Source organism: Aeromicrobium sp. Root472D3 (genome assembly GCF_001426485.1).
GTDB lineage: Bacteria > Actinomycetota > Actinomycetes > Propionibacteriales > Nocardioidaceae > Aeromicrobium.
The window spans coordinates 1,588,800-1,607,533 of the sequence record NZ_LMET01000001.1; the positions used below are offsets into that span (position 1 = coordinate 1,588,800).

23 protein-coding genes are annotated in these 18,734 nt (G+C 72.6%); 7 read left to right on the forward strand and 16 right to left on the reverse strand.

Going from position 1 to position 18,734, the window contains the following annotated elements; all coding sequences use genetic code 11:
- The first annotated feature begins 94 nt into the window (after positions 1 to 94).
- Entirely contained in the window at positions 95 to 1,222 is a 1,128-nt protein-coding gene (locus tag ASD10_RS07790) for a CdaR family transcriptional regulator (protein ID WP_157432494.1), read from the forward strand.
- A 19-nt stretch (positions 1,223 to 1,241) separates the two neighbouring features.
- Here ASD10_RS07790 and ASD10_RS07795 read toward each other — a convergent pair whose 3' ends face one another.
- A complete protein-coding gene (locus ASD10_RS07795; protein ID WP_056607008.1) occupies positions 1,242 to 1,682 on the reverse strand; it encodes an ATP-binding protein in 441 nt (146 codons plus the stop codon).
- A gap of 138 nt (positions 1,683 to 1,820) precedes the next feature.
- Between ASD10_RS07795 and ASD10_RS07800 the strand changes: the two genes are divergently transcribed.
- Positions 1,821 to 2,162, forward strand: a complete 342-nt coding sequence (locus tag ASD10_RS07800; RefSeq protein WP_157432495.1) for an STAS domain-containing protein — start codon at positions 1,821 to 1,823, stop codon at positions 2,160 to 2,162.
- An 80-nt stretch (positions 2,163 to 2,242) separates the two neighbouring features.
- Positions 2,243 to 3,853 (forward strand): AMP-binding protein, encoded by a 1,611-nt coding sequence (locus ASD10_RS07805; RefSeq protein ID WP_056607014.1) that lies wholly within the window; start codon positions 2,243 to 2,245, stop codon positions 3,851 to 3,853.
- 27 nt (positions 3,854 to 3,880) lie between these two features.
- Here ASD10_RS07805 and ASD10_RS07810 read toward each other — a convergent pair whose 3' ends face one another.
- The 7 genes from ASD10_RS07810 to ASD10_RS07840 form a co-directional block, all read right to left on the reverse strand.
- Positions 3,881 to 4,210, reverse strand: a complete 330-nt coding sequence (locus ASD10_RS07810) for a putative quinol monooxygenase (RefSeq protein ID WP_056607017.1) — start codon at positions 4,208 to 4,210, stop codon at positions 3,881 to 3,883.
- Positions 4,211 to 4,236: 26 nt separating this feature from the next.
- The gene (locus tag ASD10_RS07815; RefSeq protein WP_056607020.1) at positions 4,237 to 5,457 is read right to left on the reverse strand and encodes an FAD-dependent monooxygenase; all 1,221 of its coding nucleotides are present in this window, start codon (positions 5,455 to 5,457) and stop codon (positions 4,237 to 4,239) included.
- Between the two features lie 76 nt (positions 5,458 to 5,533).
- The gene (locus tag ASD10_RS07820; RefSeq protein ID WP_056607022.1) at positions 5,534 to 5,965 is read right to left on the reverse strand and encodes a type II toxin-antitoxin system VapC family toxin; all 432 of its coding nucleotides are present in this window, start codon (positions 5,963 to 5,965) and stop codon (positions 5,534 to 5,536) included.
- Positions 5,962 to 6,192, reverse strand: a complete 231-nt coding sequence (locus ASD10_RS07825) for a type II toxin-antitoxin system prevent-host-death family antitoxin (protein ID WP_056610005.1) — start codon at positions 6,190 to 6,192, stop codon at positions 5,962 to 5,964. The genes ASD10_RS07820 and ASD10_RS07825 overlap by 4 nt, the downstream gene beginning before the upstream one ends.
- A gap of 92 nt (positions 6,193 to 6,284) precedes the next feature.
- Positions 6,285 to 7,361 (reverse strand): SDR family oxidoreductase, encoded by a 1,077-nt coding sequence (locus tag ASD10_RS07830; RefSeq protein ID WP_056607025.1) that lies wholly within the window; start codon positions 7,359 to 7,361, stop codon positions 6,285 to 6,287.
- A gap of 96 nt (positions 7,362 to 7,457) precedes the next feature.
- Positions 7,458 to 8,093: a CoA transferase subunit B gene (locus ASD10_RS07835; protein WP_056607028.1), complete on the reverse strand. Its 636-nt coding sequence runs from the start codon at positions 8,091 to 8,093 to the stop codon at positions 7,458 to 7,460.
- A complete protein-coding gene (locus tag ASD10_RS07840) occupies positions 8,090 to 8,797 on the reverse strand; it encodes a CoA transferase subunit A (protein WP_056607030.1) in 708 nt (235 codons plus the stop codon). The genes ASD10_RS07835 and ASD10_RS07840 overlap by 4 nt, the downstream gene beginning before the upstream one ends.
- A 130-nt stretch (positions 8,798 to 8,927) precedes the next feature.
- Here ASD10_RS07840 and ASD10_RS07845 point away from each other — a divergent pair, with 130 nt between their 5' ends.
- From ASD10_RS07845 to ASD10_RS07855, 3 genes are read left to right on the forward strand one after another with little or no spacing between them, the layout of a single operon-like run.
- On the forward strand, positions 8,928 to 9,707 hold the full coding sequence (locus ASD10_RS07845; RefSeq protein WP_056610006.1) for an IclR family transcriptional regulator: 780 nt from the start codon (positions 8,928 to 8,930) through the stop codon (positions 9,705 to 9,707).
- A 49-nt stretch (positions 9,708 to 9,756) separates the two neighbouring features.
- Positions 9,757 to 10,557: a hypothetical protein gene (locus ASD10_RS07850; protein ID WP_056607033.1), complete on the forward strand. Its 801-nt coding sequence runs from the start codon at positions 9,757 to 9,759 to the stop codon at positions 10,555 to 10,557.
- A 49-nt stretch (positions 10,558 to 10,606) separates the two neighbouring features.
- Complete coding sequence (locus ASD10_RS07855) at positions 10,607 to 11,263, forward strand: SDR family oxidoreductase (RefSeq protein WP_056607035.1); 657 nt, start codon at positions 10,607 to 10,609, stop codon at positions 11,261 to 11,263.
- 64 nt (positions 11,264 to 11,327) lie between these two features.
- Here the strand turns inward: ASD10_RS07855 and ASD10_RS07860 are convergent, their stop codons facing one another.
- On the reverse strand, positions 11,328 to 11,606 hold the full coding sequence (locus ASD10_RS07860; protein ID WP_056607038.1) for an HU family DNA-binding protein: 279 nt from the start codon (positions 11,604 to 11,606) through the stop codon (positions 11,328 to 11,330).
- Positions 11,607 to 11,738: 132 nt separating this feature from the next.
- A complete protein-coding gene (locus ASD10_RS07865) occupies positions 11,739 to 12,698 on the reverse strand; it encodes a nitronate monooxygenase family protein (protein WP_056607040.1) in 960 nt (319 codons plus the stop codon).
- A gap of 255 nt (positions 12,699 to 12,953) precedes the next feature.
- Between ASD10_RS07865 and ASD10_RS07870 the strand changes: the two genes are divergently transcribed.
- Positions 12,954 to 14,456, forward strand: coding sequence for an AarF/ABC1/UbiB kinase family protein (locus tag ASD10_RS07870; protein WP_056607044.1), 1,503 nt, complete (start codon positions 12,954 to 12,956; stop codon positions 14,454 to 14,456).
- A 7-nt stretch (positions 14,457 to 14,463) separates the two neighbouring features.
- On the opposite strand, the gene ASD10_RS19495 is transcribed toward ASD10_RS07870, so the two are convergent.
- The 6 genes from ASD10_RS19495 to ASD10_RS07895 all read right to left on the reverse strand — a co-directional run bounded on the left by ASD10_RS19495 (position 14,464) and on the right by ASD10_RS07895 (position 18,714).
- Entirely contained in the window at positions 14,464 to 14,589 is a 126-nt protein-coding gene (locus ASD10_RS19495) for a hypothetical protein (protein WP_255355124.1), read from the reverse strand.
- Between the two features lie 57 nt (positions 14,590 to 14,646).
- Positions 14,647 to 15,726 (reverse strand): alkene reductase, encoded by a 1,080-nt coding sequence (locus ASD10_RS07875; RefSeq protein WP_056607047.1) that lies wholly within the window; start codon positions 15,724 to 15,726, stop codon positions 14,647 to 14,649.
- 110 nt (positions 15,727 to 15,836) lie between these two features.
- Positions 15,837 to 16,673, reverse strand: a complete 837-nt coding sequence (locus tag ASD10_RS07880) for an NAD-dependent epimerase/dehydratase family protein (protein ID WP_200938168.1) — start codon at positions 16,671 to 16,673, stop codon at positions 15,837 to 15,839.
- Positions 16,658 to 17,428 carry an SCO1664 family protein gene (locus ASD10_RS07885; RefSeq protein ID WP_200938170.1) on the reverse strand — a complete coding sequence of 257 codons (771 nt, stop codon included), beginning with the start codon at positions 17,426 to 17,428 and terminating at the stop codon, positions 16,658 to 16,660. Before ASD10_RS07885 ends, ASD10_RS07880 begins: the two co-directional genes overlap by 16 nt.
- On the reverse strand, positions 17,425 to 17,991 hold the full coding sequence (locus tag ASD10_RS07890) for a DUF3090 domain-containing protein (RefSeq protein ID WP_056607055.1): 567 nt from the start codon (positions 17,989 to 17,991) through the stop codon (positions 17,425 to 17,427). The genes ASD10_RS07885 and ASD10_RS07890 overlap by 4 nt, the downstream gene beginning before the upstream one ends.
- A gap of 9 nt (positions 17,992 to 18,000) precedes the next feature.
- The gene (locus ASD10_RS07895; protein ID WP_056607058.1) at positions 18,001 to 18,714 is read right to left on the reverse strand and encodes a histidine phosphatase family protein; all 714 of its coding nucleotides are present in this window, start codon (positions 18,712 to 18,714) and stop codon (positions 18,001 to 18,003) included.
- Positions 18,715 to 18,734: the final 20 nt, after the last annotated feature.

The following is an 18,734-nucleotide window of genomic DNA, read 5'->3' on the forward strand; positions in this document are numbered from 1 at the left end:
GTTGTCACCGGGTGAGCACGCCGCCCACCGCGGGGTGACAGAGAGGTCGACGGCCGTGGGGCAGACGGAGCGTGCCCGGATCCAGCAGCGCGTCGTGGCGTCACGGACCGTCGTGACCGAGCGCATCTCCGACGCGATCCGTCGGCAGATCCCCGCGTACGCGACGCTCGGCGACGCCCAGCGCCGCGAGACCGAGGCGATCGCCGCGTGGGGCGTGCAGCGGCTGCTCGAGCTCTGGGTCTTCGGCACGTCGCTCGACGAGGCCGACCTGCGTCAGTTCCACGGCATCGGCGTGGCCCGCGGCACCGACGGACGTCCGCTGTTCGCGGTGCTGCGGGCGTACCGTGTCGCGGCGGTCGAGGCCAGCGGCCTGATCCACGAGATGGCCGGCGACGACCTGACGCTCGACGACGCCCTCGCGCTCAACCGGGTGCTGCTCGAGAGCCTCGACGAGATCTCCGAGGTGCTGTTCGCGGGTCACACGTCGGCGACGACCCGGCTCACGGGCGACCGGGCCGACGTCGTGCGGGCGCTCGCCGACGACCTCGTCACGGGGCGGCAGACCTCGACCGCGGCCCTGGCCGACCGGTCCGAGCAGCTCGGCATCGCGCTGCCGTCGCGGTTCGGGTTGACGGTGGTCGGATCCCCTGACGGCGAGGAGGTCACGGCCGGTGAGGTCGCCCGGTTCGCGGCGGCGGTCGACGACCCCGACGGCGACGCGCTGGTGCTGACGACGACCCGGTCGGGGCAGGGTGTGCTGCTGCACTCCCGGCCGGTCGTCGACGCGACGCCGTCCGCGCGCTGGCGCGTCTGCGTCGTGGACGACGTCGCCCTCGCCGACCTGCCCGCGACGTTCCGGGTCGCCTCCGCGGCCGTGCGCCACGCCCCCGCCGAGGCCTTCGGGAGTGGCCCGCTCGACGAGGCGGACGCACTGCTCGTCGCCCTCCTGCGGGGCGAGCCCCGCGTCGATCCCCGCACCTTCGCGTCGACCGCGCTGCGCCCGCTGCTCGCACCGGGCCAGGCGCACGTGCTGGAGGGGCTGTCGGCGTACCTGCTCACGGGCTCGTCGACCGAGGCCGGGCGTCGCCTGGGCCTGCACCCGCAGAGCATGCGGCACCGGCTCCGGCGCTCGCGGGCCGTGACGGGACGCGACCTCGCCGATCCCTGGGACCACCTGGTGCTGCGCACCGCGACGACGGTGCTGGCGATCGCCGCCGACTGACCGCCAAGCGGTCTGGCCGTCAGGCGGTCTGGAACGTGTGGTCGTGCCGCAGCTCGGCCGTGACCCGCAGGCCGTCGTCGGTCTGCACCTCCCACGAGTCGCACAGGTGCTCGACGATCGCGAGCCCCCGTCCGCGCAGCGAGTGGTCGTTGAACTCCATGGCCTTCAGGTGCGTGGCCTCACCGCTGTCGCACACGCTGATCCGGACGAGGTCGCCCTCGACGCACCACGAGATGTCGATCTGGCCCCGGGCGTTGGGGCGGCCGTGGTCGATGCCGTTGGCGGCGAGCTCGGCGAGCACGAGCTCGGCGTCGTCGACGAACGTCTGGCGGAAGCCCAGATCGGCCAGCTCGGCGGCGAGGCGCTTGCGGGCCACGCGGACGCTGAGCGTGTCGAACGGCAGGCTCAGCGTCGTGCAGGGGTCGTCGTCGGTCGAGTCGGACGCATGGGAGGTGGCCACGACAGCAAGCCTGTCAGAGGTGCCCGGGTCGCGCATGCCCATCGCGTCGACGTGCCCGATCGCCGCGGCACGGTAGCGTATTGATCGTCCGCTGACAAGGGTGGGCCGGACAGGACGGAGCGCGCGGTGGCGGCCGACATGACGTGGCACGAGGAGCGCGGCGACGGGCAGGTCGTCCTCGCGGTCACGGGCGACCTCGACATCGCGAGTGCTGCCGCGTTCCGGGACGTCGGCCTGCGGGCTCTCGGCATCGACCCCGTCACGCTCGTGCTCGACCTGACCGAGGTCCCATTCGTCGACTCGTCGGGCATCGCGGTGCTGGTGCTGCTGCGCCGCAAGGCCCGCAACCGCCGCAGCGAGCTGCGCCTCGTCACGCACCGCCGCATCGACTCGGTGCTGAGGGTCACGGGCCTGATGCAGGCCTTCGACATCTACCCGACCCGCGAGGCCGCCGTCGAGGGAGTCGGACAGCCGGTCTAGGGCGCGGTGCGGCCAGGGTGGCACGATGGCGTCGTGATTGTGTCCGCGGTCACATCGTCGATCGCGAAGAGGTGGCACCCATGCCGAGTCACGAGGCAGGCCCCACGGATCTCGAGCTCCTCGAGACGACGATCGGCGAGAACCTCGCCGCGACGGTGGCCGCGCACGGCTCGCGCGAGGCGCTGGTCGAGTGCGCGTCGGGACGGCGCTGGACGTACGACGAGCTGTCGGCAGACGTCGACGCCGTCGCCCTGGGGCTGCTGGCGCTGGGCGTCACGACCGGCGACCGGGTCGGCATGTGGGCACCCAACTGCGCGGAGTGGGTGCTGACGCAGTACGCGACGGCCCGCATCGGGGCGATCCTGGTCAACATCAACCCCGCGTACCGCGCGCACGAGCTCGCATTCGTCGTCGGCCAGTCGGGCATGCGCGCGATCGTCGCGGTGCCCGGGCTCCGGGACGCCAGCTTCACCGCGATGATCGACGAGGCGCGTGCGGCGCACCCGTCGCTGACCGACGTCGTCGTGATCGGCGAGCCGTCGTGGGACGCCCTGCTCGCGACCGGGCGGGCCGCCGATCCCGACGTCCTCGACCAGATCGGGTCGGGGTTGTCGGCCGACGACCCGATCAACATCCAGTACACGTCGGGCACGACGGGCTTCCCGAAGGGCGCGACCCTGTCGCACCGCAACATCCTGAACAACGGCTGGTTCGTGGGCGAGCTGATCGACTACTCCGAGCACGACCGCATCTGCATCCCCGTGCCGTTCTACCACTGCTTCGGCATGGTGATGGGAAACCTGGCAGCGACCTCGCACGGCGCCACGATGGTCGTCCCTTCGCCGTCGTTCGACGCCGCGGCGACGTTGCGCGCGGCAGCCGACGAGCGGTGCACGTCGCTCTACGGCGTCCCGACGATGTTCATCGCGATGCTCGACGACCCCGCATTCGACACGTACGACCTGTCGCACCTGCGCACCGGCATCATGGCCGGCTCGCCGTGCCCGGTCGAGACCATGAGGCAGGTCATCGATCGCATGGGCGCCGAGGACGTGTCGATCTGCTACGGCATGACCGAGACCTCGCCGGTCTCGACGCAGACCCGCACCGACGACAGCCTCGACCGCCGGGTCTCGACCGTCGGTCGCGCGGGGCCGCACGTGGAGGTCAAGGTCGTCGACCCCCTGACGGGCGAGTCGTCGCCGCGTGGCGTGCCCGGCGAGCTGTGCACCCGCGGGTACCTCGTGATGCTGGGCTACTGGGACCAGCCCGAGCGGACCGCCGAGGCGATCGACGGCGACGGCTGGATGCACACCGGCGACCTCGCGGTGATGGACGACGACGGGTACGTCAGCATCACGGGCCGCATCAAGGACGTCGTCATCCGGGGCGGCGAGAACATCTACCCGCGCGAGGTCGAGGAGTTCCTGATGGGCCACCCCGACGTGCTCGACGTGCAGGTCATCGGCGTGCCCGACGACCGCTACGGCGAGGAGGTCATGGCGTGGGTCCGCATGCGCGGCGAGGCAGCCCCTCTCACCGTCGACGACGTGCGGGAGTTCTGCGCCGGGCGTCTCGCGCACTACAAGGTCCCCCGTCACGTGGCGGTCGTCGACGAGTTCCCGATGACCGTGACGGGCAAGGTGCGCAAGGTCGAGATGCGCGAGCGGGCCGTCGAGATGCTGCGCTGACCGGCCCGCCCGCGTCCCGTCCGGCCGTCAGCCGCGGGGCTCGACCGACATCTCGCCCATCGGTCCCCAGCCGTCGTCGGGCACGACGGTGTTGATGATCTGCGGTGTCGCCGCGAGATACCGGGGCAGCTCGGCGATGGCCTTCTTGAAGTGGTCCGAGCCGACGTGCGCCTCGGCGGCGTCGTCGTCGAAGGCCTCGAGCAGGACGTACTCGGTGGGGTCGTCGAGGCTGCGCGACCACGTGAACCAGCGGTTGCCGGGCTCGGCCCGGGTCGCCTCGGTGAACTCGCGGCTCAGCTCGGGCCACTGCTCGGCGTGCTCGGGCAGGACGGGGAAGCGGACGTTGATGATGATCATGTCCCCATGATGCCGAGCGTCGACGGTCAGCGCGCGGCGGCGTCGACGAAGCGCGGCAGCTCGCGACCGGCCTCCGGACCCGACGTCAGGCGCGAGGCGAGGCCCTGCACGAGCGGCGTCGCCGCGACCTTGGTGCCCCACTTCAGCAGCTGGGCCCCGACGCGGGTCTGCGGTGCCGCGGCCTTCGGCACGCCGGGCGGCAGGTCCTGCGCGTCCTCGACGAGGGGACGCATCCACTGCTCGAACTCGTCGAGCGCCGCGGTGTGGTCCGTGCCGTCCTCGGACGCGCGCGACAGAGCGGCCGCCAGGACGTAGGCGCCCGTGATGGCCAGCGACGTCCCGCCGCCCCCGACGGGGGTCACGCACCAGGCGGCGTCGCCGAGCAGCACGACCCGTCCGCGGTGCCACGTGGGGCACATGATCTGACGCAGGTAGTCGACGTACAGGTCGTCGGAGTCGTCGAGGCCGTCGAGGATGCGCGGCACCTGCCACCCGACGCCCGAGAACTCGTCGCGCAGGGCGGCGCGCAGCTGCCGGCCGTCGAGGCCCTCGAGCGTGGGGGAGTCGACCACGAAGTTGAGCATCGCGCGGGTCGTGCCCTCGTCGTCGGGCCGCAGCCCCGCCTGTCGTCCGCCGGGCACGACCAGCCAGTTCCACCACCGGTCGTCGTCGGCGGTGCGCTCGATCGTGGCGTACGAGCAGTACATGCCGAGCGCCTTCTCCTGCGGCTCGTCGCCGAAGACGAGCCCGCGCGTGTGCGAGCCGACGCCCTCGGCCACGACGAGCAGGTCGAACCGGTCGCGGGTGCCGTCGGACAGCTCGACCTCGACGCCGTCGGGGCCGTCGACGACCGCCGTGATGCTGGTGCCGAACCGCCACGTCACGCCGTCGGGGCAGGCCTCGACGAGGATCTGCGACAGCGCGCCGCGCAGGATCTCGAGCTCGGCGGTCGGACCGTCGTGGCCGTCGCCCTCCTGCACGCCGAACTCCGAGACGACGGTGCCGTCCTCGGCGACGAACCGCGTGCCGATCTCGCCGGTGTTGCGATTCCGGACGGCGTCCTCGAGGCCCATGAGCCGCAGCACGTCGCGGCCCGTCGCGCGGACGTCGATGTTCTGGCCGCCGGGACGCAGCTCGGGCGCCTTCTCGACGACCGTGACGTCGTAGCCGGCACGGTCGAGCCAGAAGGCGGCGGCGGGGCCGGCGACGCTGGCCCCGGTGACCAGGATGCGCTGTCGATCGGTCATGGAGTGCTCCTTCGAGGGGGTGGGCGAGCGGGGTGCCCGTACCCATCCGCCCGCCGTCGAGACCTCCGCCGCGGGGTCAGTCGTCCGCCGGGACCGACCAAGGATCGACCAGCGCGACGTCGAGCGACTTGAAGTCGGCGACGTTGCGCGTGACGACGGTGAGGCCGTGGACGGTCGCGGTGGCGGCGATCATGGCGTCGCGCTCGGGTCGGGGGTCGGGCACGTGGAGGCGGGCGACTCGTCGTGCCACGGCCAGGTCGACCGGCAGGATGCGTCCGGCGAAGGCAGCGAGCACGGCGTCGTCCAGCCACGTTCGCAACCGATCCGCCTGGATCTGGTCTCGGCGCGCGAGGCGGCCTATGCCGATCTCGATCTCCATGATCGTGATGGCAGACAGGTGCAGGCTCGACACGTCTCGGGAGGCTACCCACGCGCGAACCCGTGCATCGACGCGGACAGGTGACTTGCGGAGCTCGCTGACGACGTTGGTGTCGAGCAGGAAGCTCACAGGTCGGGGATCCGCAGTTCGACGGCGAGCGGCTCGAACTCGACGTCGAGGTCGTCGTCCATGCTCAGCCGGTCGATGAGGTCCGCGCCGCTCTCGCCCAACCTTCGGTACTGCGCGATCGAGAGCAGCACGTAGGACGGCTGGCCTCGGTCGGTGATCACGACGGGCCCGTGGTCTGCCGCGCGCTTGGCCGCGCTGACGTCGTGGTTGAAATCGCGTGCACTCATCGTCGTCACCGTCGCCACCCCCTTGTAGGTATGTACCTACATTACTGCTCGCGCGGCCGGGATGCCAGAAGACTGCCTCACGGCAGTTTCCGTCACGGGATGATGTGGGCCGCCCGGTACCGTTCGACGTGGTGGAAGAAGCTCTCGCGTGAGTCGCGGAAGCCGAGGAACCCGGCCGAGCGGCTCTTGTTCATGTCGGTCAGGCTCTCGACGGTGCGGCCGAGGTCGCCGTCGGTGTGCCACCACGACGCGAGCCGGTCGATGTCGGGCTCGACGAGATCGTGCTGCTCGGCGATGCGCCGCCACACCGGGGCCGAGTCGGCCATGGCCTGCTCGAGGGGTCGGGGAGCGCCGTCGAAGCCCTCCCACCGGACGCCGAAGTGCTCGGCGATCCGCGGCCACAGCGACCGCCAGCGGAAGACGTCCCCGTTGGCGATGTTGAACGCCTCGTCGTGGCCCGCCTCGTGGCTGGCCGCCCAGATGATCTGCTCGGCGAGCAGGTCGGCGTCGGTGACGTCCGTGACGCCGTTCCACTGCAGCTCGGAGCCGGGGAACACGAACGGCTGGTCGAGCTCGCGGCAGATCGTGGCGTACGCCGCGATCGTCAGCACCATGTTCATGGCGTTGCCGGTCGCGAAGCCGAAGACCGTGTGCGAGCGGTGCACGCTCCACGTGTGCCCGGAGCGCCGGGCCGAGTCGAACAGCTCGTCCTCCTGCGCGTAGTAGAAATTGGGGTGGTCGAGCCGCGGCTCTTCCTCGCGGAACGGGGTGTCGGGCATGTCGCCCGTGCCGTACGCCTCGAACGGGCCCAGGTAGTGCTTGAGGCCCGTCATGAGCGCGACGTGCCGCACGCTGCCGGCCGGTTCGAGGGCGGCCAGCACGTTGCGGACCGCGGCGCCGTTGACGGCGATGTTCTCGGCCTCGGTCTCCTGGCGCGTCCACGCCGTGATCGCCACGAGCTCGGGCGCCACGCCGTCGAGCGCCGTCCGCAGCGCCTCGGGGTCGGACAGGTCGGCCGCGACCGGCGTCACCCCGTCGATGCCCCCGCCGCTGCGCGACAGGCCGAACGTCGTCCAGCCGGCGTCGACGAGCTGCGTGCTGAGCGCCTGGCCGATGATGCCGGTGGCACCGACGACGAGGGCGCGTCCGGGCGTGGGGGAGGAGGTCATGGAGGTCCTTCGCGAGACGGGGAGGGGAAGACAGGCACTCGCGACCGTACCCCCGCCCCCGAAGCCGAACCCGTGTCCGACGTCTCCCCGGAGCGCTCAGCCGCGCGTCGTGAAGGGGGCGCCGGTGGCGGCGCGGACCGACTCGACGTCGTCGCCCGGTGCGACGTCGACGAGCACGAGGCCGTCGGGCGTCACGTCGAGGACGGCGCGGTCGGTGATGATGCGGTCGACGACGCCGAGCCCGGTGAGCGGGAGCGTGCAGTGCTCGACGATCTTGGGGCTGCCGTCCTTCGCGGTGTGGTCGGTCAGCACGACGATGCGCCGGGTGCCGGCGACGAGGTCCATCGCACCGCCCATGCCCTTGACGAGGGCGCCCGGCACGGCCCAATTGGCCAGGTCGCCGTTGGCGCCGACCTGCAGCGCGCCGAGGACCGCGAGGTCGATCTTGCCGCCGCGGATCATCGCGAACGACTCGGCGGAGTCGAAGAAGCTCGCGCCCGGGTTGACCGTGACGGTCTGCTTGCCGGCGTTGATCAGGTCGGCGTCCTCGTCGCCCTCGTAGGGGAAGGGCCCCATGCCGAGGATGCCGTTCTCGGACTGCAGCGTGACCCGGATGCCCGCGGGGACGTGGTTGGCGACCAGGGTCGGGATGCCGATGCCGAGGTTGACGTAGTCGCCGTCGGACAGCTCGCGGGCCGCGATCGCGGCCATCTCGTCGCGGGTCCAGCTCATGCGGAGGCTCCTTCTCGTGGCGCGGTGGTGCCGTCGGGGCGGGGTCGCGTCGTGCGCTGCTCGATGTCCTTGACGCGGTCGGACGCCCGGACGACGTGGGTGACGTACACGCCCGGCGTGTGGACGAGCTCGGGGTCGACGGCGTCGACCAGGTGCTCGACCTCCGCGATCGTGATGCGTCCGCACGTCGCGACGACGGGGTTGAAGTTGCGGGCCGCGAGCCGGTAGCGCAGGTTGCCGTGCGCGTCGCCGGTGTGGGCGTGCACCAGGGCCAGGTCGGCGACGATGCCCCGCTCCTGCACGTACGTCATGCCGTCGAACTCCGCGGTGGGCTTGCCCTCGGCGACCGCGGTGCCCACGCCGGTGCGGGTGTAGAACGCCGGGATGCCCGCGCCACCGGCCCGCAGACGCTCGGCGAGCGTGCCTTGAGGGGTGAACTCGACGTCGAGGACGCCGTCGAGGTACTGGCGGGCGAAGAGCTTGTTCTCCCCGACGTACGACGCGACGACCTTGGTGACCTGCCGGTTCTCGAGCAGCAGCCCGAGGCCCTTGCCGTCCACGCCCATGTTGTTCGACACGATCGTCAGGCCCGTCACGCCGGAGTCGCGCACGGCCTCGATCAGGTCGGACGGGATCCCACTGAGGCCGAACCCACCCACCGCGATCGTCATGCCGTCGCGGACGACGTCGTTGATCTCGTTCATTGGACGAACGCTGCCAGCAGGCGCTCCGGCCGTCAATGGCAGCCCGGCGCGTGCGTGCGAGATGCTCCGAGCGTGGACGGATCGCCGATGCGCGTCCGCTGAGTGGACGTACGATGCAGGCGTGGCGGACATGTCGAGGGGACAGGGCATCGAGGTCGTCGCGCGCGTCGGCGCGCTGCTCAGGGGGGTCGGCACGCACGAGCCGGGCGGCGTCTCGACGACCGACGCGGCGCGCGAGGTGGTGATGGCCCGTCCGACGGCGCACCGCCTGCTGACGTCGCTGGCCCGCGAGGGCCTGGTCGATCGCGACCCCCGCACCGGCCTGTGGCACCTGGGCCCCGAGCTGTACCTGCTGGGGACGTCCGCCGCGTCGCGCTACGACATCAGCCACCACGCTCGCGCGGTCGTCCACGAGCTCGCCGCCGAGACCGGCGAGAGCGCGTTCCTGTCGGCTCGACGCGGCGACGAGACGGTGTGCCTGCTGAGCGAGGACGGCAGCTTCCCGCTGCGCTCGCACGTGCTGCGCGAGGGCATCCGGTTCCCCCTGGGGGTCGCCTCGGCCGGACTGGCGATCCTCGCTCACCTGCCGGAGCGCGAGCTGCAGGCGTTCCTGGCCGGCGCCGGAGCCGACCTCGCCCCCGCTTGGGGGGACGCCCACGCGGTCGAGGCGCTGACGGATCGCGTGCACGAGACGCGGACGGCGGGCTTCGCGACCAATCCGGGGCTCGTGGTCGAGGGGAGCTGGGGGATGGGGGCAGCGGTCTTCGACCGGTCGGGCTCGCCGGCGTGGGCGCTGTCGCTCACGGGGGTCGAGTCGCGGTTCCGCGACGACCGGCGGGTCGAGCTCGGCCGGCTGCTGCTCGACCGGGCGCACCAGCTGACCCAGCTGCTGCGCTCCAGCCCGGTGTGATGTGCCGCCGGGCGCTTTTCGACGTCGGGCGTCGGGGTACACCGAGCCCATGACGACGATGCACGGCACGACGGCAGGGACGAGGCGGATGGCCGCCGGCGGACGCGGGCTGGCCTGGGCGGTGCTCGCCGCCGCGGTGCTCGAGGTGGTCGCCCCCCTCGTGACGATCAACGGGCCGGGCAGCTCGCCCGGCAGCGGTTCGGGTCCGGACCTGCTGATCACCCCGGTCGGCTGGGCGTTCTCGATCTGGGGCGTCATCTACACCCTCGCGATCGTGCAGGCGGTGTCGGTGCTCGTCACGCGCACCGACACGGTCTCGCGTCGTCTGCAGGTCGACCTGGTGGTGCTGTACGTCGGCGGTGCGGTCTGGATCGCCCTCGCCGGGCTCGACAGCAGCGCCGCGACCGCCGCGGCCCTGCTGGTCATGGTCGTCGCCGGCGTCGACGCCGTGCTGACGGTCAGCCGCGACGCGATCGCGCCGCACTGGCTCGCCGTCCTGACACGCGCGTCGGTCGGCCTCTACGCGGGCTGGGTCACGGCGGCGTTCTTCCTGAACGTGTCGACCGCGCTGGTCGACGCCGACGTCGTCGAGGCCGACGTCGTGGGGTGGCAGCTGGTCGTCGTCGCGGTCGCCGTCGTCACGCTGCTGGCGGTGCTGGCCGCCACGCGCGGCAACGTCGCCTACGCCGTCGCCGGCACGTGGGCCATGGTGGGCATTGCCGTCACGGGCCGCAGCGACGGCACCGACGAGGTCGTGATCGGAGCGGTCGTCGCCGCGGTGCTGATCGTGGGCACGCTCGCAGCGGTGCGCCTGACGGGCCGTCGCCGCAGCGCACCGTCGACCGCCTGACGCCAGCCGGGCCGTGGTCGTGGCGGCAGGATGCGCCTACCCTCGTGCCATGGACTCACCGGTCGTCATCGTCGTCGCAGCGGGCCCGGGGGTCAGCGGATCGGTCGCCCGACGGTTCGCGGAGCGCGGCCACCGCGTCGGGCTGCTGGGGGCCGACGAGGACGCCGTGCGCCGGCTCGCCGATGGCATCTCGTCAGACCCGCAGAAGGTCCGCGTCGAGATCGCCGACGTCACCGACCGTCGGGCCGCCGTCGGCGCCGTGACCCGGCTGGCCGAGGCCTTCGGCCGGGTCGACGTGCTGCACTTCAACCCCAGCGCATACCGCCCGCACGATCCCCTGCAGCTGACGGCCGACGAGCTGCTGGCCGACGTCGCGGTGGGCGTGGGGGCCCTGCTGACGGCCGTGCAGGCCGCCCGCCCGTTCATGGGCGACGGGGCGCGCATCACGGTGACCGGCAGCATGGCCGCCGACGAGCCGCCGTCCGGAGCCGCGTCGCTCGGCGTGCAGAAGGCGGGCGTGCGCAACCTCGTGCACAGCCTCGACGCGCGACTGGCCGGCGACGGCATCCGTGCGGTCTCGGTGACGGTGCGTGGGGTGCTGTCGCGCGACGGCGCGTTCACGCCGGACCGTGTCGCCGCCGCGATCGTCGCCGCCTCGGAGCAGGATCCGGCGTCGTGGCGCACCGAGGTGCCGTACGACGGCTGAGGTCCGGACGCGCGAAGGGCGGCACCCCCGGTGGGGTGCCGCCCTTCGCGTGGTGTGGCGTCGATCAGCTGCCGGCGACCTTGCGCTTCAGGGCAGCGGCGGGCTTGAAGGCGGCCGAGGTCGAGGCGGCGATGTCGATCGACTCGCCGGTCTGCGGGTTGCGGCCGGTGCGGGCGGCGCGCTCGCGCGTCTCGAACGTGCCGAAGCCGGAGAGGACGACCTGGTTGCCGGCGGCGAGCTGGTCGGCGATTCCGTCGAGCACGGCGTCGAGGGCGGTGCCCGCGTCGGCCTTGGACGAGCCGGTCTTGTCGGCGACGTGGGCGATGAGCTCGTTCTTGTTCACAGCTTCTCCTGAGGGTAGATCGTGGTCGTGCCTGACAGGCACCGCTCCGACACTAGCGTCAATGGGTGACGAACTCGCGCCATGGCGGGCGTTTTGCGGCGCGACTCGCCGATTTCGTGCCCGTGGGGGACGTCAGAGGCTCAGGCGCGTGCGCGCCTGCTGGTACTGCGTCGCGAGGGCCTCGACGAGCTCGGCGACCGGCACGACGTCCGAGATCGCACCGATGCCCTGGCCGGCGCCCCAGATGTCCTTCCAGGCCTTGGCGTCGGAGCCGCCCGTGCCGAAGTCCATCGCGCTGGGGTCGGAGACCGGCAGGTCGTCCGGATCGAGCCCGGCGGCCTCGATGCTGCCGCGCAGGTAGTTGCCGTGCACGCCCGTGAACAGGTTGCTGTAGACGATGTCGGACGCCGTGCTGCCGGCGATCATCTGCTTGTACTCGGGCTGGTTGTTGGCCTCGGACGTGGCCAGGAACGCCGAGCCGACGTAGGCGAGGTCGGCGCCGGCGGCCTGCGCCGCGAGGATCGAGCTGCCGTGCGCGATGGCGCCCGAGAGCAGCAGGGGGCCGTCGAACCAGGTGCGGATCTCGCGCACCAGCGCGAAGGGCGACTGCGTGCCGGCGTGTCCGCCCGCGCCGGTCGCGACGGCGATCAGGCCGTCGGCGCCCTTCTCGACGGCCTTGCGGGCGAAGCGGTCGTTGATGACGTCGTGCAGCACGATGCCGCCGTAGGAGTGCACGGCGTCGTTGATGTCGGTGCGGGCGCCCAGCGACGTGATGACGATCGGCACCCGGTGCTCGACGACGACGGCCATGTCGGCCTCGAGGCGGTCGTTCGACCGGTGCACGATCTGGTTGACCGCGAACGGGGCCGCGGGGCGGTCGGGGTGCTCGGCGGTGTGCTGCGCCAGCTCGGTCTCGATGCGGGTCAGCCACGTCGTGAGCTCGGAGGCCGGGCGCGCGTTGAGCGCCGGGAACGAGCCGATGATGCCGGCCTTGCACTGCGCGATGACGAGCTCGGGGCCCGACGCGATGAACATCGGCGACGCCACGACGGGCAGGGTCAGGGGCTGGGTCAGGATGTCGGGCAGTGCCACGGTGGTGCCTCCGGTGGTCGTCGGTGCGCTCGTCGTCGATGCGTCGGGGCGAACGTAGCAACCGTGCCGACGCGGTGCAACTCGTTGCATACGCGGGCGCCCCGCGGACAGGTCCGACGAGGGGGCGGCGACCGTCCGGAGGCGCGACCCTCGTGGACCGACCGCCCGCTCCGTGCGGGACGAGCAGGGCGGCGGGTGACGGGACGCACGCCGTCAGGGGTCGTACATACTCCAAGTATGTGAGATTCTCGCGGTATGAGCCATGATGCCGAGCGCACCGTCCCGCCCCTCCCGCGCGTCGACCTGCTGATCCGCGGCTCTGCGCGGCTGGCGGAGATCCCCGGGCTCACCGAGCAGGCGCTTCGTTGGCACCACGACGCCGTCGACCAGCGCGCCGTCGTCGCCCGCGAGGCGCGGCGGCTGTCGACGCCGCGGGTGTGGCCCGACACGATCGCCTCGCTGGCCACGACGGGCTGGCGCATCGTCAGCGTCGCGGCACCGGCCGCGCCGTTCCAGCTGCTGGCCGCGGCGTCGGCGGCCGTGGGGGTCCGGGTCGAGCCGCCGCGGGCCGACGCCGGCACGCTGGCCCGCGTCCAGCGTCTCGTCCGCGCCAGCGGCCCGGCCTACGTCAAGCTCGGCCAGTTCATCGCGACGGGCGACGGTCTCGTGCCCGACGAGTGGGTCGAGGCCTTCGCCTGGTGCCGCGACGAGGCGCCGGCGCTCGACGCGGGCGTCGCGCACGACGTCATCGCGCGCGGGCTCGGCCCCGAGCGCGACCGTCTCGAGTGGCTCGACGACGAACCGCTGGCCGCCGGCTCGATCGGGCAGGTGCACCGGGGGCGACTGACCGACGGCACCGAGGTCGTCGTCAAGGTGCTGCGCCCCGGGCTGCGGCGACGGTTCCGCACCGACATCGAGACGCTGGCACTCGCTGCCGCGGCGGCCGAGAAGGTCAACGCCGGAGCGCGGTCCGCCAACCTGACCGGGTTCGTCGAGCTGTTCGCGCAGCTGGCGCTCGAGGAGCTCGACTTCCGGCTCGAGGCGGCCAACCTGGTCGACTCCAGCGCCGTGCTCGAGGCGATGGGCGCCGACCACATGGTGGCCCCGCGGCCGATCCCCGGCATGGTCACCGAGGAGGTGCTCGTGATGGAGCTGCTGCCCGGCGTCGCCTACACCCGCCTCGACCCCACGGCGGGCCTGGACGGCGACGAGCTGCTGCGCACCGGCATCCGGGGCGTCGTCGAGGCCACGCTCAAGCACGGCGTGTTCCACGGCGACCTGCACGCCGGCAACGTGCTGGTCGATCCGGCGCGCGGCACGTTCTCGCTCGTCGACTTCGGCATCGCGGGGCGACTGACGGCGGCGCAGCGGGCCGGGCTCGTGCAGTACCTCGCCGCGTGGGCGGGCGACGACGCGCGCGGGCAGATCGAGGCGATGCGATCGTTCGGCGCGATCGAGCGCGACGCGGACGTCGAGACCCTCGTCGACGAGCTGCAGGCCGAGCTCGACCTGTTGAGCACCCGCTCTCGCGGGGAGGTCACGTTCGACCAGCTCGGCATCACGCTGGGCCGGCTGCTGCAGGTGCTGGCCCGCAACGGCTTCAGGATGCCCAAGGACCTCGTGCTGTTCTTCAAGAACCTGCTCTACCTGGCGGGCTTCGCGGCCAGCGTCGCGCCCGAGGCGGACGTGCTCGCGGTCGTCCAGGACATCCTGCTCGACCTGCTGGCCGATCCCGGCTCCGGCGTCGCGGTGGCCTGACGCAGGCTCAGCGCTTCCGCGAGCGCGCCTTCTCGACGGCCGACTTGATGCGGGCCTGGTTCTCGGGCTTGCGCGCCTCGGTGTAGACCTTCTTGGCGATCCCGATGGCGACGACCCCGCGTGAGAGCTTCATGGGTCGGTGGTACCCCGTGGGCGCGGCGCCAAGCGGCCGCGCCCACGGTCGTGCGCGCTACTTCGACGCGTCGAGCGTCGGGTAGTCGGTGTAGCCCTCGGCGCCCCCGCCGTAGAACGTGTCGGAGTTCGGCTCGTTCAGCTCGGCGCCGGTGCGCCAGCGGATCGCGAGGTCGGGGTTCGCGATGTACTCGCGACCCACGGCGACGAGGTCGGCCCGACCGCCGTCGACGATGTCCTTGACCTCGTCGAGCGTCGTCATGCTCGCGAAGCCGGTGTTGGCGATGACGGTGCCGCCGAAGCGGGTGCGCAGATCGGCGTACAGGTCCGTCGTCGTGTCGGCGAGGATGCTCAGGTACGCCAGGCCGAGCGGGGCGAGGCCGTCGACGAGCAGACCGTACGTCTCGGCGACGTCGGCGGCGTCCTCCTCGAGCACGCCCTGGATGTTGTGGGCCGGCGAGATGCGGATGCCGACGCGGTCGGGGCCGATCGCCTCGGTCACGGCGGCGGCGATCTCGAGCACCAGGCGCACGCGGTTCTCGGGCGATCCGCCGTACTGGTCGGTGCGCTCGTTCGACGACGGCGCGAGGAACTGGTGCAGCAGGTAGCCGTTGGCGGCGTGCAGCTCGACGCCGTCCAGCCCGGCCTCGACGGCGCTGCGCGAGGCGTGCACGAACTCCTCGACGATGCCGGCGATCTCGTCGGTCTCGAGGGCGCGGGGCACGACGTGGTCGTGCTGGCCGTCGGCGGTGATCATCTTCCCGGGGGCGGGGATCGCGCTGGGGGCGACGGTCTCGAGGCCGTGCTTGTTGTCGGGGTGGGCGATGCGGCCGACGTGCATCAGCTGGACGACGATGCGTCCGCCGTTGGCGTGCACCTCGTCGGCGACGGCACGCCAGCCCTCGACCTGCTCGGGCGAGTGGATGCCGGGGGTGTCGAGGTAGCCCTGACCGACGGCGCTGGGCTGCGTGCCCTCGGTGACGATGAGGCCGGCGCCCGCGCGCTGGCCGTAGTAGGTGACGGCGATGTCGCGCGGCACCTGCTGCTCGCCCGCGCGGTTGCGGGTGAGGGGCGCCATCACGAAGCGCTGCGGAAGATCCCAGCTGCCGACCTTGATCGGCTCGAACACGTCGGTCATGTACTACTCCTGAAGGTGGGGGAGGCGCGATCGGTGGATCGGGGCCACTCAGGTCAACGGCCTGCGCGCGCGGTGATTCCCGTCCGCCCGTGTGGCGAACCAGACAGCGATCAGAGTTGCGCACCGTAGCCCTCGCGGTAGGTCGGGTACGTCGGCACCCAGCCGGACGCCCGCAGCAACCCGTTGTCGAGCCGCTTGCCGTGCCCGAGGGCGGGATCGGCGGGCGGGGGAGCCGGCGCGTCGATGCGACCGGCCACGAAGGCGGCGACGTCGCCGAGCAGCGACGGCTCGTCGTCGGTCCCGAGGTACAGCGGTGCGGGGGCGTCGTCGCGGGTCAGCAGGTGCACGGCCGCGGCGGCGGCGTCGTCGCGGTGGATGCGGTTGGTCCAGCGGTGCGGATCGGTGACCTCGCCGCGGCGCACCTGGTCGACCAGGCGCGGCTCGCCGTGGCCGTACAGGCCCGAGAGGCGCAGCACGGTACCGCCGGGCACGCGGGCGGCGAACAGCTGCTCGGCCTCGAGCAGCATGCGTCCGGGCCCGTCGGTCGGACGGCACGGGCTCGACTCGTCGAGCAGGGCACCGGGGTCGCTGTCACCGAGCACCGCGGTCGACGACACCAGCACGGCGCGCCGCGGTACCTGACCCGCGGCCTCGAGGGCGTCGAGGGCGCGGGCCATGCCGTCGACGTACGTCGCGCGGTACGACTCCTCGCTGCGCGGACGGGCGGTCAGGGCGACGACCAGGTGCGTCAGGTCGAGCGGCGGGAGGTCGGGCAGCTCACGCGTCAGGTCGGCCGACAGTCCTCGCAGGGGTGCGGGCACGAGCTCGGCGCGGCGCCGGATCGCGACGACCTCGTGACCGCGCGCGGCGAGGCGAAGTCCGATGTCGGCGCCCAGCTCGCCGCAGCCCACGAGCAGCGTGTCGGCGGCCATCAGAACGGCGGCCACGGGATGGCGGGCATCTCGCCGCGCGGGCGGGGGAAGCGGCACGCGTCGAGCAGGCGGTCGCACCGTGCCGCGAAGGCGCCGAGCTCGACGGCGGTCAGCAGCTCGCCGAGCGAGGCGCCGAGGTCGCCGGTCAGGGCGACCCGCACGCGCTCGACGCCCGCGAGCTCGTCGGCGTCGAGGTTCTCGCCGACCCAGCCCCACAGCACGGTGCGCAGCTTGTGCTCGGCGTGGAACGTCAGGCCGTGGTCGATGCCGTAGCGGTGGCCCCCGACCATCTCGAGGACGTGGCCGCCCTTGCGGTCGGCGTTGTTCGTGACGACGTCGAACACGGCCATGCGGCGCAGCTCGGGGGAGTCCTCGTGGATCAGCGACACCGGCCGGTCCTGCCCGTCGTAGCCGTCGAACACGTGGCGCCAGCCCTCGTCGGGCACGGCGGACGACGCGACGAGGTCGACGGCGTCCTGGGCGGGGTCGACGTCCTGCCACAGCTGCACCATGCCGACGCCCATGGGCCCGTCGCGCAGCCACGTGCGCGGCACGACGTCCCAGCCGAATGCCTCGGACACCAGGTAGGCGGCCGCCTCGCGACGGGCGAGGTTGCCGTCGGGGAAGTCCCACAGCGGCTGCTCGCCGGCGACGGGCTTGTAGACGACCCGGACGTCGCCGATCGTGCCGACGAACGTCGCGTTCGAGGCCGGCATGACGCGTCCCTCGAGCTCGATGTCGCCGTCGGCGAGATCGGCCCCGACCGTCACCGGAACCCTTCGGGCAGCTCGCACACGTGGTCGACGCCGTCCATCGGCACCCCGCACAGCGGGCAGAGCGGGCGACCGGCTCCGGCGACGTCGCGGGTGCGCTTGGCGAAGGCCCGGGCGGTGCCGACGGGGATGCGGACGCGCAGCACCTCGTCGGGCTCGATCTCGATCTCGATCTCCTGCGCGGCCTCGAGCTCGTCGGCGTCGACCACGATGATGGGGTACGCGTCGATCACGATCTGCAGGGTCTGCGGGTCCCAGCCGAGGCTCATCGCGCCGGCCCGGAACTGCTCCTCGACGGGCTGGGCGAGCGGGTCGTCGTCGGCGAGGCCCTCCGGTGTCAGCGCGGGGACGCTGTACGGGTTGCCCTCCTCGCCCATCAGCTCGTCGAGCACCTCCTCGATGCGCTCGGACAGCGCGACGGCCTGCTCCTTCTCGAGCGCGACGCTGACGAGACGTGATCCCTGCTGGGCCTGCAGGTAGAACGTGCGTGCCCCGGGCTGGCCGACGGTGCCGACGACCAAGCGGTCGGGCCAGTCGAATCCGTGGACGATCGGTGGCATGGGTCCATCCTAGGAGCGTGGTGGGGAGGGCGCCTCATGGCCTGCGCCGCCGCCGACCTGCGCGTCCTCGGCGGGCGGCTTCGCGCGCAGCCACGACAGGTCGCCGGCATCGGTGTTGGTCGCGACGACGTCGGGCCGGCTGCTGCCGTACCGGACGATCGAGACCGAGGCGGGGTTGACGCTGATGCGCTGGAACAGGTCGAGGTGCATGCCGAGGGCGTCGGCGAGGATCGACTTGATGATGTCGCCGTGGCTGACCGCGACCCACACGGCGCCGGGCCCGTGCTCGGCCTCGAAGGCCGCGTCGTGCCGGCGGATCGCCGCGACCGCGCGGGCCTGCATCGCCTGCAGCGACTCGCCCCCGGGGAAGGCCGCGGCCGACGGCTGCGTCTGCACGACCTTCCAGAGGTCCTCCTTCGCCAGCTCGGCGAGCTTGCGCCCCTGCCACTCGCCGTAGTCGCACTCGGTGATGCCTCGCTCGACCGTGATCGGCACGTCCTGCTCGCCGTCCCGGCGGCCGAGGATCGCCTTCGACGTCTGCCGGCAGCGCTCGAGCGGGCTCGTGACGAGGCCGACGAGCGGGGCGACGGCGAGCCGGTCGCCCGTCCGGTCGGCCTGCGAGCGTCCGACCTCGTCGAGGCGGACGCCCGCGGTGCGACCGGCGAGGACGCCACTGGCGTTGGCGGTGGTGCGGCCGTGCCGCACCAGGATGACTGTGGCCATGCGCCGAGCCTACGGGTCGC